The sequence below is a fragment of the Marmoricola sp. OAE513 genome (assembly GCF_040546585.1).
Taxonomy (GTDB): Bacteria; Actinomycetota; Actinomycetes; order Propionibacteriales; family Nocardioidaceae; genus Marmoricola.
Genome location: NZ_JBEPOC010000001.1, coordinates 2,924,528 through 2,939,369, shown reverse-complemented (window position 1 = coordinate 2,939,369; position 14,842 = coordinate 2,924,528). Strand labels below are relative to the sequence as shown.

Here is a 14,842-nt window from a genome sequence, read left to right as displayed (position 1 = left end):
TAACCTCAGCAGGCTGCTCCGAGGTCCTCCGCCTGGTTCGCGGCGTACCCGCTGCGCAGGCTGCCGATCGCTCCGCCGGTGGTGCCCTCGTTCTGCTTCTTCGGGGACGCCTTGGCACCGGTGCCCGCCTTCGCGGACTTCTTGGCGGCCTTCTTGGCAGCCTTCGGGTCGATCGCCTTCTTCACCATCCGCTGGATCTTGGCGATGTTCGGGTTACCGGTCCGGATCACGGGCGGCACGAACGAGATCGTCCGGACCGGGTGGCTGCGGGCCGCGAGAGCGAGGTTGATGAACTCGTCCGCGGACTTGGCCGGGATGTCGGTGGTGACGAGCGCGGCGCTCGCCTTGGCGATCTTGTCGAAGTTGAACAGCACCTTCTGCGGGCTGATCTGCTGCAGCATCGCGTTCATCACGCACTTCTGCCGCGCCATCCGGGAGTAGTCGTCGGCCGACTCGCGCGACCGGGCGAACCAGAGCGTGTCGAAGCCGCTGAGCTTGCGCTTGCCGGGCTCGATGTAGCCGGTGACCGGGCCGCCGACGCCGCCGATCGGGATGCGGTCGCGGACGTTCAGCGTGACACCGCCGACCGCGTCGACCATCTTCTGGAAGCCCTTGAGGTTGACCATCGCGAAGTACTGGATCTTCAGGCCGGTGATGCCCTCGACTGCCTGCTTGGTGGCTTCGACGCCGGGGTTCTTCACACCCTTGAACAACGGCTTGTGGTCAGCGGCCCAGGTGGCCAGCGAGTTCAGCTCGCAGGTGACGCCGCAGTCGAAACCGTCCGGGAACTGCTCGGCCATGACCGAACCCTTGGCGAACGGGAAGTTGAGCATGTTGCGCGGCAGCCCGAACAGGACGGTCTTGCCGGTGTCGGCGTCGATGCTCGCGACGGTGATGCTGTCGGGCCGCAGGCCCCAGCGGTCGGCACCGGAGTCGCCGCCGAGGAGCAGCACGTTGTAGCGGCCCTTGGCGGGCGCCTTCTCCTTGCCGTTCGTGAAGACGGCGGAGATCACGTTCTGGCCGTTGGTGACCATGTGCGAGGCGAACAGCAGGCTGCCGGCGACCGAGAAGCAGAGCAGGCCGTTGATGCCGACCATCGCGAGACGCTGCTTCTGCGCCAGCGCGAGCGGCTCGCCGATGCGCCACGCGTCGACGAAGAGGTAGGCCCAGCCGACCGCCAGACCCATCAGCACGATCCGGATCAGACCCAGGACCGTGGTGTTGAGGAAGAACGAGATGGCGAACGAGTGCGAGATCGCGAACGCCGCGAGCAGCAGCAGCGTGGTGATCACCAGGGCGAACCAGATGCGCATCGCGATCCGGCCCGTCTCCTTGCGGCCTGCGACCAGCTGCGCAGACCCGGGAAGCACCAGGGTCATGAACATGAGCGCCACGGCGCGACGGAAACGGATCCTGCCGAGCTGGGCGCGGTGGTCCAGCGGGCTCTGCCGCAGGGGAAGGGCGGACTGCATGTCGGCAAGTATCACCAGTAACATGCGTCACTTGCGGTTCGCCGCGCCGCACTGTCACAGCCTTCTCTCAGCCGCCCGTGTGCGTGCGCCCCTCCAGGATCTCGGCCTTGCGGGCCAGGCGGTGCGCCCGCCGGATCTCGGCCTCGCGCATCCGTCGCACCTCGTCCGGGGTCTGCGGAGCCAGCGGCGGGACCTCGCGCGGAGCGTTGGCGGCGTCGACGGCGACGAACACCAGGTACGCCGTGGCCACGTGCACCGGAGTGGTCCCCGCCTGGTTCCACGGCTCGGCCTCGACCCGGACGCCGACCTCCATCGACGTCCGTCCTGCCCAGTTCACCTGCGCGGTCGCACGGAGCAGGTCTCCGACCCGGACCGGCGCCAGGAAGGCCATCTCGTCCATCGCTGCGGTGACCGCCGGTCCCCCGCTGTGCCGGCCGGCGACGGCGCCGGCAGTGGAGTCGACGAGCTGCATCACCTCGCCCCCGTGCACGTTGCCGAGCAGGTTCACGTGGATCTGACGGGCGATCAGCGTCAGCGCGACGGCGCTGTACGACGGCGGCAGCGGCTCCATGCGAGAACGGTAGCCGTCCACCTGTTGTCTCTTTAGTACAGTGACTTAGTATAAATAGTCATCGGACCCACCCCACGAACTGGAGACAACGATGTCCAACGCCTGGTCCTTCGAGACCCGTCAGATCCACGCCGGCCAGACCCCGGACGGCGAGACCAACGCCCGCGCGCTGCCGATCTACCAGACCACGTCGTACACGTTCAACAGCACCGAGCACGCCTCGAACCTTTTCGCGCTCTCGGAGTTCGGCAACATCTACACACGCATCCAGAACCCGACCCAGGCCGCGGTCGAGGACCGGATCGCCTCGCTCGAGGGCGGCGCGGGAGCGCTGCTGACCGCCAGCGGACAGGCCGCCGAGACGCTCGCGCTGCTCAACCTGGCCGAGTCCGGCGACCACATCATCTCCAGCGCCCGCCTGTACGGCGGCACCTACAACCTCTTCCACTACACCTTCGCCAAGCTCGGCATCGAGGTCAGCTTCGTCGACGAGCCCGACGACCTCGACGCCTGGCGCCGCGCGGTCCGCCCGAACACCAAGGCGTTCTTCGCCGAGACGATCTCGAACCCGCAGATCGACATCCTCGACATCGCCGCGGTCGCCGACGTCGCGCACGCCGCCGGGGTCCCGCTGGTGGTCGACAACACCATCGCGACGCCGTACCTGATCCGGCCGTTCGAGCACGGCGCGGACGTCGTGGTGCACTCGGCGACCAAGTACCTCGGTGGTCACGGAGCAGCCATCGGCGGCGTGATCGTCGACAGCGGCAACTTCGACTACGCGGCGCAGCCCGAGAAGTTCCCCAACTTCAACACCCCGGACCCGAGCTACAACGGCCTGGTCTACGCCCGCGACCTCGGCGTCGGCTCGGAGCTGGCGGCCAACCTCGGCGCGAACTTGTCCTACATCCTCAAGGCCCGGGTGCAGCTGCTGCGCGACCTCGGTGCCGCCATCGCGCCGTTCAACGCCTTCCTGCTGGCCCAAGGCATCGAGACCCTGAGCCTGCGCGTCGAGCGGCACGTCGCCAACGCCCAGGCCGTCGCCGAGTGGCTGCAGGGCCGCGACGAGGTGCTCTCGGTCAACTACGCCGGACTGCCGTCGAGCCCCTGGCACGAGCGCGCGCAGAAGTACGCGCCCCGCGGCGTCGGAGGCGTCCTCGCCTTCGAGATCGCCGGGGGCGTGGCGGCCGGGAAGCGCTTCGTCGAGGCGCTCGAGCTGCACAGCCACGTCGCCAACATCGGCGACGTGCGCAGCCTGGTGATCCACCCGGCCTCGACGACGCACTCGCAGCTGAGCCCCGAGGAGCAGATCTCGACCGGGGTCACGCCCGGCCTGGTGCGGCTCGCCGTCGGCCTGGAGAACCTGGCCGACATCACCGCCGACCTCGAGGCCGGCTTCCGGGCCGCCAAGGAGGCCTGAGGCCGGTGCCGACCTCCCGCGTCGCCGTGCTCGGGTCGTTCCGGCCCGAGCGCGGCGGCACGATCGACGAGCTCGAGATCGCCTTCCGCACCTGGGGCACCCCCGTCCCGGCGCGACGCCCCCGCAACGCGGTGCTGGTCCTGCACGCCCTGACCGGCGACGCGGACGCCGCCACCTGGTGGAACCAGGTCGTCGGCCCGGGCAAGCCGTTGGACACCGACCACTGGTACGTCGTGTCCGCCAACGTCCTGGGCGGGTGCTCGGGCAGCACCGGTCCGGCCACCCTCGCCGGCGACGGGAGACCGTGGGGGTCGCGCTTCCCGGCGATCACGATCCGCGACCAGGTCCGCGCCGAACGACGGCTGGCCGACCACCTCGGCATCGACCGGTTCGCCGCGGTCCTCGGTGGATCGATGGGCGGCATGCGTGCTCTGGAGTGGGGGCTGAGCTACCCCGACCGGGTCGGTGCCCTGCTGGTGCTGGCCACCTCCGCCGCCGCGTCCGCCGACCAGCTCGGCACCCAGTCGACCCAGGTCGCCGCGATCACCGGGGACCCGCACTGGCAGGGCGGCGACTACGACCGGGCCGGCGAGACCCCGGCGTACGGGCTGGGGATCGCGCGCCGGATCGCCCACCTGACCTACCGCAGCGCGACCGAGCTCGACCTGCGGTTCGGTCGGGACCAGCGTGACGACGAGATGTTCCAGGTCGTCTCCTACCTCGAGCACCAGGCCGACAAGCTCGTCGGGCGCTTCGACGCCGGCTCGTACGTCGCCCTGACCCGGGCGATGGACTTCCACGACGTCGGTCGCGAGCGCGGCGGCGTGGGCGCAGCGCTCGCCCGCCTCCGGGTGCCCACCGTGGTGGCGGGCGTCGACAGCGACCGGCTGTACCCGCTGCACCAGCAGCGCGAGCTGGCCACCGCGATCCCGACCGCCGGACCGCTCCGGGTGATCACCTCGACGTACGGGCACGACGGGTTCCTCGTCGAGGCGGGGCAGGTCGGCGCCGTCGTGCGCGAGACCCTCGACCTGGCGGTCGGAGACCGGGGCGGGGTCCACGACGCGCAACGGGTCGCCCTGTAGCGTCTTCCGCATGCCTGATGACCCTCAGGAGCCACCCGAGTACGACTGGCTCTACGGAAAGAAGGGCCGTCCGGTCCAGCGCGAGGAGCCCGAGCAGACCCGGGTGATCCCGACGTCGCCGCCTGCCCGCGGGAAGTCCTCGACCCCGCCTCCCCCGCCGCGACGCCCTGCCCCCACGCCTTCCCCCACGCCGGCACCGGAGCCGGGCTCGAGCCCGGGCGGCAGACGTCGTTGGCCGGTCTGGCGGATCATCCGCTGGGGCGTGCCGCTGCTGATCCTCGCGTGGCTCGCCTTCCTCGTCGCCGTGCCGATGACCGCGATCAAGAAGATCGACGACGTCGACGCGTTCCCCGCCTCGGGGCGACCCGCCGAGCAGGACGGGACGACCTACCTGATCGTCGGCTCCGACAGCCGCGCCGGGCTGACGAAGGAGGAGTTGAAGAAGTACGGCGCCGGTGGCGTCGGCGACATCGGTCAGCGCACCGACACGATCATGCTGCTCCACCTCGGCGGAGGGAAGCCGTTGCTGCTCTCGATCCCCCGTGACTCCCTCGTCCCGGTGCCCGGCCACGGCACCACCAAGATCAACGCCGCGTTCGCGTTCGGCGGGCCGAAGCTGCTCGTCAAGACGATCGAGAAGAACACCGGCCTGCACGTCGACCACTACGTCGAGATCGGATTCGGCGGTCTGGTGAAGGCGGTCGACGCGGTGGACGGCGTCGAGATCTGCCCGAAGAAGCGGATGAAGGACAAGAAGGCGAACCTCAACATCAAGAAGGGCTGCCAGACCGTCGACGGCGTGACCGCGCTCGCCTACTCACGCTCGCGCTACGTCCAGCGGTACGGCGACATCACCCGCGCGCAGCACCAGCGCGAAGTGGTGACGGCGCTCGGCAAGAAGGTCGCCACCCCGATGACCGTGATCAACCCGTGGCGCTACTCCCGGGTCGTCAACGCCGGCACCTCGACGCTGAAGGTCAGCGACGGCACCGGGGTGATCGCCCTGGGCAAGTTCGCCCGCGCGATGACCCAGGTCAACGGCAAGGACGGTCTGACCTGCGGGATGCCGATCCGCGACCAGGCGATCCACTGGGATCGTGGGCGTGCCCTCAAGCTGCTCCAGCTCATCAAGGAAGACCGCACCGACGACGTCGGTCCGACCCTCTGCACCCCGACAGGATTCACGAAGTGACCTACACCTACGAGACCCTCGAGGTCTCCGTCGACGACGACGGCATCGCCACCCTGCTGCTCAACCGACCGGACGCGCTGAACTCGTTCACCGTGACCATGGCGGTCGAGCTCGAACGGTTCTTCCTCGACGTCGCGTCCGACGACGCGGTCAGGGCGATCGTGGTCACCGGCGCCGGCCGGGCGTTCTGCGCCGGCATGGACCTCTCTGCCGAGGGCAACGTGTTCGGCCTGGACGAGACCCTCTCCCCGACCCCGGCGGACGTCGCCGGCGACCGCCTGTACGACGAGCCCGTGAACACCGGCGTCCGGGACACCGGCGGCAAGGTGACGCTGGCGATCCACGCGTGCCCCAAGCCGGTCATCGCCGCGATCAACGGCCCGGCCGTCGGCATCGGCGCCACGATGACGCTGGCGATGGACCTGCGGCTGGCCTCGACGAAGGCCCGGATCGGTTTCGTCTTCGGCCGGCTCGGCATCGTCCCCGAGGCCGCCTCCACCTGGTTCCTTCCGCGCATCGTCGGGATCCAGCAAGCCCTGGAGTGGGTCTACTCCGCCGAGATCATGACCGGCGAGCAGGCGCTGGCCGGACGACTGGTGCGCTCGGTGCACGAGCCGGAGGACCTGCTCGAGGAGGCCTACCGCCTAGCCCGGTCCTTCGTCGTCGGCCGGTCACCGGTGGCCCTGGCCCTGGCCAAGCAGATGCTCTACCGCAACTCCGCGGCCGACCACCCGCTCGAGGCGCACCGCGCGGACAGCCTGGCCATGTGGCACGCCTCGGTCGGCGACGGCAAGGAAGGCGTGGCCGCGTTCCTCGAGAAGCGCGACCCGGTCTTCACCGGCAAGGCGAGCGAGACCCCCGAGATCTACTGAAGCGTGCGCTCCAGCAGCTCCCGCAGCTCGCTGTAGTGCCGCTCCGCACCCGCCTCGTCGTACATCGACGTGTCCGCCATGACGTACCCGTGCGGTGCCCCGGGGTAGATCTCGTTGCTGTGCGCGAGCCCGGCCTCGGTCAGGGCCACGCCCAGGGCCTCGACCGCCTCGGGTGACATCGACCGGTCTCCGTCGGCGTGGCCGAAGACGAACTCGGCCCGGGCCGTGGGGAGCCCGCGGTGCGGGCTGTCCTCCGCTTCGGTGACCAGGTTGCCGCCGTGGAAACCGCCGCACGCGGCGACGTCCTCGTGCCGCGCGGCCGTCCGTACGGCGAGTCGCGCACCCATGCAGTAACCGGTGACCCCGATCGGGCCCGGCGCCACCTCCTCCAGCGCCCGCAACGCTCCGACGTACGCGTCGATGTCGGCCAGCGTGCGGCCCCCGGCCAGCGAGGCGATCCGGGGCCCGACCTCGGCGAAGAACGCGTCCCGTGCTCCCGGCTCGCGAAGGTCACCGGTGGGTGCCAGCTGGTCCGTGCGGCCGTCACGCCAGAACACGTTCGGCGCCAGCACCGTGCAGCCCCACGAGGCGATCCGGTCGGCGATCGCCGAGATCTGCGGACGCAGACCGATCGCGTCCATGTAGAGGAGGACTCCCGGCGCCGGGGTCTCCGCGGGCCGGCTGAGCCAGGCCTCGGCCCTGCCTCCGGGGACATCGATCTCGATCATCGGCACGCTCGTCAGATTAACCAGGGATCGATGTATCACCGGCCCGGTCCGGGGCTCCTTGTCGGTGTGACTGCCTTCCACGCCCCCTGGCCCGAGGACCTGGTGCTCGTCGACGACCCCGCCGGCCTCGACCACGTCCGCAGCATCGCCCCGACCTCGATCGCCAACGAGGTCGGCACCTGGTCGCTGGAGTACCTCGGCCCCGGCTTCCACGTGCAGCTCCGGATCGCCCGCCGGCAGCGTCAGGTCCGGGTCGACGGCTGGATGTCGCCGGCCCAACCGATCAAGGTGTTCCTCACCTCGCTGCTGCGGCACCCCGTCGTGCTCGAGGCGCAGGTCAGCGACTCCGGCAGGTTCGAGTTCCCGACCGCCCCCAACGGTGCGTGCCGGATGAGCTTCGTCCTGCCCACCCCCGGGCGCCCACCGGCCACGCCGCCGTTCTGGATCTGAGGACCCGTATGTGCGCACCTGCGTCGGTATGCCCCTGTTTCGCCGTGTCGAAGCTGGCGGCAAAACCCCTTCTGACCTGCTCGTACGTCTGTCGGTGCCCCGTCGGCTCCACTAGATTTTCCCCAGGTCGTGTCACGCGGCAATCGTTGTTCCTCGGTGGGGAAGTGATCAACGTGCAAGGTCCAGGTACTACCCGGTGGACGGCGTCGGCCGCCGCGTTCACGGCGTGGCGCGACGGCGACCGGGAGGCGCTCGACGAGCTGGTGCGGCTGCTCAGTCCGACGCTGTGGCAGATCGCCCGCGCGGCAGGACTCGACCGGGCCTCGGCCGAGGACGTCGTCCAGAACGCGTGGCTCGCGCTGGTCGACCACGCGCCCACCATCGAGAACCCGATGGCCGTCTCCGGCTGGTTGTGCACGACCGCGCGTCGCGAGGCCTGGCGGACGAGCAAGAAGGTGCGCCGCGAGCAGGCCACCGACGACGACGTCCTGGGCTCCTCGTTGCCGGTGGTCGACGGACCCGAGGACGACGTGGTGCTCGCTGATGACCGCGCTCGGCTGCGGCTCTGCCTCAGCCGGCTGGAGCAGCGCTGCCAGGCACTATTGCGGATGCTCGCCGCGGGGCCGCGCCCCGAGTACGCCGAGGTGTCGGCCGCCCTGGACATGCCGGTCGGGAGCATCGGCCCGACCCGGGCGCGCTGCCTCGACAAGCTCCGTGCCGAGCTGGTCAGCGAAGGAGCCGCGTGATGGCTGATCCCGAGGAGCCGACCGAGACGCCCGCCGACGCCGAGCTGCTCGACGCGATCGCCGAGCTCTGGGACGAGCTCGACCCTCCCCCGGACGACCTCGCCGAGGGCGTGCTCGCGCGGATCGAGACCAACGACCTCGACGCCGAGCTGCTGACCCTGGTCGAGTGGGACAAGGAGCTCTCCGGTGTCCGCTCGGTCACCATGCTGCGCGCACCCGAGGAGGTGGGCACCTGGTCGCTGGAGTACCTCGGGCCGGGCTTCCGCGTCCAGGTGCGGATCTCCCGGAGTGCCCGCCAGGCGCGCCTCGACGGCTGGGTCGTGCCCGCCCAGCCCATGACGGTCTTCCTGACCTCGATGGGCAAGAAACCCACCACCGACGAGACCCGCGTCGGTGAGTCGGGGCGGTTCGAGTTCCCGGTCACGCCGACCGGGGCGTGCCGCCTCACCTTTGTCTCGGAACCAGTCTCGGACCAGGCCTCGGGGCCCGGCAGTGCCCGTCCGCTTGTCACCCCTCCCTTCTGGATCTGAGGTTCCGCCATGCCTGATGAGAAGAACAAGCCCACCTGGCTCGACCGTCGCGCAGAACGGCTCAGTCGCGAGGACGCGGACGCGTCTGCCGCACGACGAGAAGCACGGATGGCCGCGGTCGCGGCCGCCAAGGAAGCCCGCCTGAAGGAGATCCGACCGCGCGGCCTGGACCCGGCGAAGGCGCTGCCCCCAGCACCGGGCGGGTTCGCGCCCAAACCGACCTGGTACGCCGCCACGCGGCTCATGGTCTCGCAGGAGGCACTCCTCACCGAGAGCAATCTGCTGGCGGATATCGTCCTGATCGCCGGCGAGCTCGGCATCGTCGTCGACACCGACGACGCCGACCGTCTCGCAGCGATCGAACCTCTCGAGGAGGACGCTCCGCCGGAGTACCGGACTCACTTCGCCGTGCTCCGCCTGGCTCCTGACGACAGCGCTCCCGAAGCACCCGATGCCTGGGTGCTTCTCCAACGCGTGCGTCGGCACCGTGGCAGCCGGGTCGGCGGGCTCGGCCTGGACCACTTGTTGATGATCGGTGATGTCACGGCCAACCCGTTCACCTCGGGTCACCCGTTCACTTCGGGTCACCCCTTCACTTCGGGTCACCCCTTCACCTCCGGTCACCCGTTCACGTCCGGCCACCCGTTCACCTCCGGCCACCCGTTCACCTCCGGGCATCCGTGGACTGAAGGGTCAGGCGGCGCCGTCGACTCCTACGGCTACCCGGGGTCGGGCGGTCGTCAGCCCATCGCCTACGTCGGGCCGGAGCCTCGAAGGATCTCGGAGGATGCGCTCGGCGGGGGACGTCGCCCGGTGGTTGCGCTACTGGACACGGGTTGCGGCACGCACCCGTGGCTCGACGACGTGGTCCAGAAGGGCATCCAGCTGGACGGCGAGGACATCGGCTACGGGAAAGCGAGCAAGACCAACCCGCTCGAACCCGACGTCATCCCGGACCAGGCGGGCATGCTCGACGGCGATCTCGACACCTTCTCCGGCCACGGGACCTTCATGGCTGGCCTGGTGCACCAGGCCTGCCCGGACGCCGACATCCTCGCGTGGCGAATCACCCCGTCGGCCGGACCGATCACCGAGAGCGACCTGCTCACCGCGCTCGGCAAGATCGCCGAGCTGGTCAACCGATACCGCAAGAACCAGGAGGGCGGTCGTGCCATCGACATCCTCGCGCTCTCGCTCGGCTACTACCACGAGACGGCCGAGGACATCGCCTTTGACGCCTCGCTGCACAAGCCGCTCGCGGACCTCAGCGCGCTGGGCGTCACTGTGGTGGTCTCGGCCGGGAACGACTCGACGCTGCGCCCCTGCTTCCCTGCTGCGTTCTCGCCGTGGATCTCGGGGAACGGGCCTTACAAGGTCGACGGCTCGGTGGTCCCGGTCGTCTCCGTCGGCGCCCTCAACCCGAACGGGAGCGACGCGTTGTTCAGCAACGCCGGGGACTGGGTGCGCGCTTTCGCGCCCGGCGCGGCCGTGATGAGCACCGTGCCGACGAACTTCGAGGGCGGCTACGAACCGGTGGCCCGGATCAACCTCGACGGCCGGATCCGGGAGTCCATCGACCCGGACGACTACCGCAGCGGGTTCGGGCTATGGAGTGGAACCTCGTTCGCGGCGCCGTTGTGGGCCGGTCTGATGGCCCAGTGGATGGGCCCCGTCCCGAAGACTGCGGACGACAGCAAGTCGGCAGTCGCCAGGGCCTGGCCTCTCATCACCCAGGGCAGCGACCAGAAGAAGAAGCTCGAGCCGTGAGGTCGCGTGAGTAGCGCTGAAGAGCTTCACAGCAGGGCGGTCGCGGCCGGAAACGCCAACGACTACGCGACGGCGTTGGAACTCGTTGGGCGCGCACGACTTCTCACGGCTGATCCGGACCTGATCGATCGCCTCGACGTGACGGAGGCATACGGCGCCGCGGAGACTGGTCATCTCCGCGATGCGGTCCTTCTGTGCGAACGGGTGCTTTCTCGGCCGGGTGCGTCTCCGCTCTCTTTGGGGTTGGCTGAGTCCCAACTCGCCCTGCTTCTCATGCGTGGGGGTGACCAGGTCAGCGCGACCCAGCACTTCGACTCGGCGATCGACCGCTTGCGAGATGAGCCGGATCATCTCGGCCGAACCTATTTGAACCGAGGGGGGCTTCACCTCCAACGTGGCTCTGCGGCCGATGCAGCGTCGGACTTCTCAAACGCCGCTCACTACTTCGAACGGGCCGGCGACGAGATCGAGCATGCCAAAGCCTTGTTCAACGTCGGGTACACCCACCTGCTGCGCAACGACCTGGTTGCGGCCATCCGTGGAATGGACGCTGCGGCGGACACCCTGTCCAAGGTGTCGAGGGTGAACGCTGCCATCGTCCAACAGGATCGCGCGGAAGTACTGCTGGCGTCGGGTCGCACACATGAGGCCGCGGCCGCCCTCGAAGAGGCGGCGGCGGCGTACGGGCGCGAGAAGCTGCCCCGTTTCCAGGCCGAGTGCGAGTTGATACTGGCAAGGACCCTGCTCCTCGACGACCCAGCTCGCAGCCGCTCGCTCGCCCAGAGCGCAGCACGCCGTTTCGCCACGCACGGGAGCACGGCGTGGGCCGACCGAGCCCGCGCATTCGCCGTGATCGCCGAGGTAGAGGGCGGTCGCCCGGCCCCTAGCCTGCTCGGTCGCGCGGACAAGCTCGCCGAGGCGCTGCGTACTACCGGCCACCGGCAGGATGCCGACCGCTTGATCCTGCACTCGGCCCGCCACGCTGTGCGCAAGCGCGACCTCGTCGAGGCAGCCGTCCGCGCGGCCAGGGTTCGGACGACGCAGGACTCCCCCATCACCTCCCGCCTTCTCGCGCGGGAGGTGCGGGCCGAGATCGCGGCCGCTCACGAGCACCACGGTCGCGCTCGGGACTACGCCCGCAAGGGCCTCGCCGAGCTGCACGCCTGGCAGTCCACCTTCGGCAGCCTGGACCTGCAGACATCTGCCGTCGGCCACGGCCAGCACCTGGCGCGCCTCGGGCTCCGGGCCGCGATGGCCGACGGCAGCCCCACAGTGGTCTTCGAGTGGTCCGAACGCGCTCGCGCGCTGGCGTCCCGGGTGACCTCGCTGCGGCCACCGCCGGACCCTGAGCTCGCGGCCGACCTGACTGCGCTCCGCGTTGCCGATCCGTCCGACCTGGCCACCCGACGCCGGCTCCGCGAGCGCATCCGCGCGCACAGCTGGTTCGCGGCGCAGGGCACCGTCGGTGAGCCGGCCGACCTCGCGACACTGCAGACCCGGCTGGCCGTGGACGACAGCGCCCTGATCGCGCACATCGTCCTGGACGGCACGCTCACCGCGCTCGCCGTGACCGCGGACCAGGCGGTGGTGATCCCGCTCGGCGATGCCGCGCCGGTCCGCACCCTGCTCGACCGCATCGCCGCCGACCTCGACTTCGCCGCACAGAACCGCGGCACCCCGATGGGCGACACCGTGAAGACCTCCTTGCGTGCCGACCTCGCCAAGGTCGCCGACGTGCTTATCCGCCCGACCCTCGCGACGGTCGGCTACCGACGACTGGTGCTCACGCCGTCGGCCCTGCTGACCGGTACCCCCTGGACCGAGCTCCCCGGCCTGGTCGGACGCCCGGTCACCGTCCCGACGTCGGCGACCAGCTGGCTCAACGCCGCAGACCGCCCGATCGCCGCCGTACGGGAAGCGGGGTTCCTGGCCGGGCCACGGCTGGCCCGTGCCGAGGAGGAGGTACGCCGCGCGAACGACAGCTGGCCGCGCGGTCACGTCCTCGCCGGCCCCGAGGCCGACTCCGCCCGCGCCGGGTGGCTGGCCGCACGGACCGACCTGCTGCACATCGCCGGACACGGATCGCACCCCGGGGACCACCCGCTCTTCGCGGCGGTCGAGCTGGCCGACGGTCCGTGGTTCGGCCACGACATCGACCTGCTGCCCCGCGTCCCCGAGGTGGTCGTCCTGTCGGCCTGCGACCTGGGGCAGTCCTCGGTGCTGCACGGCGAGGAGTCCGTCGGGATGAGCGCGGTCTGGCTGCACGCCGGTGCCCGCACCGTGATCTCCTCGCTCGCGCTGCTGGCCGACGACCTGGCTTGCGAGGTGTTCGCGTCCTGGCACCAGCTGGTCGCCGCTGGCACCGCGCCGGCGGACGCGCTGGCCCAGGTCAGCGCGGAGACCGACGACATCGTGCCGCTGCTCTGCTTCGGTGCCGGGTGGTAGGCGCCGCGTCCGTATCTGCGGTAGAACATGTTCTATGTCAATCACGAACGAGCAGGCCGAGGCCACCGTCCGCACCTACCTGGGCCTGGTCGCGACCGGGACCGCTGACGAGATCGCGGCGCTGTACGCCGAGGACGCCACCCTCGAGGACCCGGTCGGCTCGGACCCGTTGCACGGACGTGACGCGATCCGCGGCTTCTACGCGACCATCGAGTCGCTGAAGATCACGACCGAGCTGCTGACCATCCGCACCGCGGGTGGCGAGGCGGCGTTCCACTTCCACATCTCCACCGACACCGGCGCCGGTTTCGCGGTCATGCAGCCGATGGAGGTCATGACCTTCGACGAGGCCGGTCTGATCACGACCATGCGCGCGTGGTGGAACGACGGGGACCTCACCTTCGAGTGAGGCACCCGGCGGAATGCCGGGTTGACCGCGGGTGTTCGATGAAGTCATGAGCATCCAGACTTCTGCCCTCGTCGCCGAGTCCGCCGGCGCACCGTTCGTCCAGCGCACCGTCGAGCACCGCGACCTCGGCGACAACGACATCCTCATCGACATCGCGTACGCCGGCATCTGCCACAGCGACATCCACCAGGTCCGCGAGGAGTGGGGCCGGGCCATCTTCCCGATGGTCCCGGGTCACGAGATCGCTGGCACCGTTGCCGCTGTCGGGAGTGCCGTCACGCGCCACAAGGTCGGCGACCGGGTCGGCGTCGGCTGCATGGTCGACTCCTGCGGCGACTGCGAGCAGTGCAAGGACGGCCAGGAGCAGTTCTGCCTGAACGGCAACGTGATGACCTACAACGGGCGCGGCTACGACGGGAACCCGACGCTCGGCGGCTACGCCCAGCAGGTCGTCGTCACCGAGCGGTTCGCCGTCAAAATCCCCGAGGGCATCGAGCTCGACGAGGCCGCCCCGCTGCTGTGCGCCGGCATCACCGTGTGGTCGCCGCTCCAGCGCTGGGGCGCCGGTCCGGGCAAGAAGGTCGCCGTGGTCGGCCTCGGCGGCCTGGGCCACATGGCCGTGAAGCTCGCTGCCGCCCTGGGTGCCGAGGTTACCGGCATCTCGCGCAGCGAGGACAAGAAGGACGACGCGACCGCTCTGGGCGCGACCGGCTACATCGCGGCCACCCGCCGCACGCTCGCCGAGAACCGCGGCAAGTTCGACCTGATCATCAACACCGTGAGCGCTCCGCTGGCGATGAACGACTACCTCGGCCTGCTCAAGCCGCAGGGCGCGCTGGTCAACGTCGGCATCCCGAGCGAGAACTACGACGTCGCGCCGTTCGCGGTCGTCGGCGGCTCCAAGGTGCTCGCCGGCTCGAACATCGGCGGCATCCCGGAGACCCAGGCGATGCTCGACTTCTGCGCCGAGCACGGCATCGGCGCAACGATCGAGACCATCACCGCCGACGAGGTCGACGCGGCATACGAGCGCGTGGTGGCCGGCGACGTCCGCTACCGGGTCGTCATCGACACCAGCACGATCAAGGTCGGCTGACGCCGAACGTGCACGACGGGCTCTGACCGCTCTCCTGAGCCGGTCAGAGCCCGTCGTGA

General features: G+C 70.1%; 14 protein-coding genes. 11 read left to right on the top strand and 3 right to left on the bottom strand.

Features of this window, described 5'->3' with window-relative positions; all coding sequences use genetic code 11:
- Positions 1-5 precede the first annotated feature (5 nt).
- The gene (locus ABIE44_RS14720; RefSeq protein WP_209716023.1) at positions 6-1,472 is read right to left on the bottom strand and encodes an LCP family protein; all 1,467 of its coding nucleotides are present in this window, start codon (positions 1,470-1,472) and stop codon (positions 6-8) included.
- Positions 1,473-1,539: 67 nt separating this feature from the next.
- Positions 1,540-2,043: an acyl-CoA thioesterase gene (locus tag ABIE44_RS14715; RefSeq protein WP_209716026.1), complete on the bottom strand. Its 504-nt coding sequence runs from the start codon at positions 2,041-2,043 to the stop codon at positions 1,540-1,542.
- A 91-nt stretch (positions 2,044-2,134) separates the two neighbouring features.
- Here ABIE44_RS14715 and ABIE44_RS14710 point away from each other — a divergent pair, with 91 nt between their 5' ends.
- The 4 genes from ABIE44_RS14710 to ABIE44_RS14695 are packed head-to-tail and all read left to right on the top strand — an operon-like array spanning position 2,135 to position 6,612.
- Positions 2,135-3,463, top strand: coding sequence for a bifunctional o-acetylhomoserine/o-acetylserine sulfhydrylase (locus ABIE44_RS14710; protein ID WP_209716029.1), 1,329 nt, complete (start codon positions 2,135-2,137; stop codon positions 3,461-3,463).
- Positions 3,464-3,468: 5 nt separating this feature from the next.
- Positions 3,469-4,548: a homoserine O-acetyltransferase MetX gene (gene metX / locus ABIE44_RS14705; protein ID WP_354438102.1), complete on the top strand. Its 1,080-nt coding sequence runs from the start codon at positions 3,469-3,471 to the stop codon at positions 4,546-4,548.
- A gap of 10 nt (positions 4,549-4,558) precedes the next feature.
- Positions 4,559-5,740, top strand: a complete 1,182-nt coding sequence (locus ABIE44_RS14700; RefSeq protein WP_209716032.1) for an LCP family protein — start codon at positions 4,559-4,561, stop codon at positions 5,738-5,740.
- Positions 5,737-6,612, top strand: a complete 876-nt coding sequence (locus tag ABIE44_RS14695; RefSeq protein ID WP_209716035.1) for a crotonase/enoyl-CoA hydratase family protein — start codon at positions 5,737-5,739, stop codon at positions 6,610-6,612. Before ABIE44_RS14700 ends, ABIE44_RS14695 begins: the two co-directional genes overlap by 4 nt.
- Here ABIE44_RS14695 and ABIE44_RS14690 read toward each other — a convergent pair.
- Positions 6,606-7,340, bottom strand: coding sequence for a dienelactone hydrolase family protein (locus ABIE44_RS14690; protein WP_209716038.1), 735 nt, complete (start codon positions 7,338-7,340; stop codon positions 6,606-6,608). The two genes, ABIE44_RS14695 and ABIE44_RS14690, sit on opposite strands and share 7 nt — an antisense overlap.
- Before the next feature lie 66 nt (positions 7,341-7,406).
- Between ABIE44_RS14690 and ABIE44_RS14685 the strand changes: the two genes are divergently transcribed.
- The 7 genes from ABIE44_RS14685 (at position 7,407) to ABIE44_RS14655 (ending at position 14,783) form a co-directional block, all read left to right on the top strand.
- The gene (locus ABIE44_RS14685) at positions 7,407-7,790 is read left to right on the top strand and encodes a hypothetical protein (RefSeq protein ID WP_209716041.1); all 384 of its coding nucleotides are present in this window, start codon (positions 7,407-7,409) and stop codon (positions 7,788-7,790) included.
- 164 nt (positions 7,791-7,954) lie between these two features.
- Positions 7,955-8,536 (top strand): RNA polymerase sigma factor, encoded by a 582-nt coding sequence (locus ABIE44_RS14680; protein ID WP_354438099.1) that lies wholly within the window; start codon positions 7,955-7,957, stop codon positions 8,534-8,536.
- A complete protein-coding gene (locus tag ABIE44_RS14675) occupies positions 8,536-9,066 on the top strand; it encodes a hypothetical protein (protein ID WP_209716046.1) in 531 nt (176 codons plus the stop codon). The genes ABIE44_RS14680 and ABIE44_RS14675 overlap by 1 nt, the downstream gene beginning before the upstream one ends.
- A gap of 9 nt (positions 9,067-9,075) precedes the next feature.
- The gene (locus tag ABIE44_RS14670; RefSeq protein WP_209716050.1) at positions 9,076-10,833 is read left to right on the top strand and encodes a S8 family peptidase; all 1,758 of its coding nucleotides are present in this window, start codon (positions 9,076-9,078) and stop codon (positions 10,831-10,833) included.
- Between the two features lie 483 nt (positions 10,834-11,316).
- A complete protein-coding gene (locus tag ABIE44_RS14665; RefSeq protein WP_209716054.1) occupies positions 11,317-13,278 on the top strand; it encodes a CHAT domain-containing protein in 1,962 nt (653 codons plus the stop codon).
- Positions 13,279-13,312: 34 nt separating this feature from the next.
- Entirely contained in the window at positions 13,313-13,687 is a 375-nt protein-coding gene (locus tag ABIE44_RS14660; protein WP_209716057.1) for a nuclear transport factor 2 family protein, read from the top strand.
- A gap of 46 nt (positions 13,688-13,733) precedes the next feature.
- Complete coding sequence (locus tag ABIE44_RS14655) at positions 13,734-14,783, top strand: NAD(P)-dependent alcohol dehydrogenase (protein ID WP_209716060.1); 1,050 nt, start codon at positions 13,734-13,736, stop codon at positions 14,781-14,783.
- Positions 14,784-14,842: the final 59 nt, after the last annotated feature.

Bases quoted from the DNA above. Each gene is read 5' to 3' on its own strand.
- ABIE44_RS14715 (WP_209716026.1), bottom strand. From the start codon at position 2,043: ATGGAGCCGCTGCCGCCGTCGTACAGCGCCGTCGCGCTGACGCTGATC.
- ABIE44_RS14655 (WP_209716060.1), top strand. From the start codon at position 13,734: ATGAGCATCCAGACTTCTGCCCTCGTCGCCGAGTCCGCCGGCGCACCG.
- ABIE44_RS14710 (WP_209716029.1), top strand. From the start codon at position 2,135: ATGTCCAACGCCTGGTCCTTCGAGACCCGTCAGATCCACGCCGGCCAG.
- ABIE44_RS14660 (WP_209716057.1), top strand. From the start codon at position 13,313: ATGTCAATCACGAACGAGCAGGCCGAGGCCACCGTCCGCACCTACCTG.
- ABIE44_RS14690 (WP_209716038.1), bottom strand. From the start codon at position 7,340: ATGATCGAGATCGATGTCCCCGGAGGCAGGGCCGAGGCCTGGCTCAGC.
- ABIE44_RS14700 (WP_209716032.1), top strand. From the start codon at position 4,559: ATGCCTGATGACCCTCAGGAGCCACCCGAGTACGACTGGCTCTACGGA.
- ABIE44_RS14670 (WP_209716050.1), top strand. From the start codon at position 9,076: ATGCCTGATGAGAAGAACAAGCCCACCTGGCTCGACCGTCGCGCAGAA.
- ABIE44_RS14675 (WP_209716046.1), top strand. From the start codon at position 8,536: ATGGCTGATCCCGAGGAGCCGACCGAGACGCCCGCCGACGCCGAGCTG.
- ABIE44_RS14720 (WP_209716023.1), bottom strand. From the start codon at position 1,472: ATGCAGTCCGCCCTTCCCCTGCGGCAGAGCCCGCTGGACCACCGCGCC.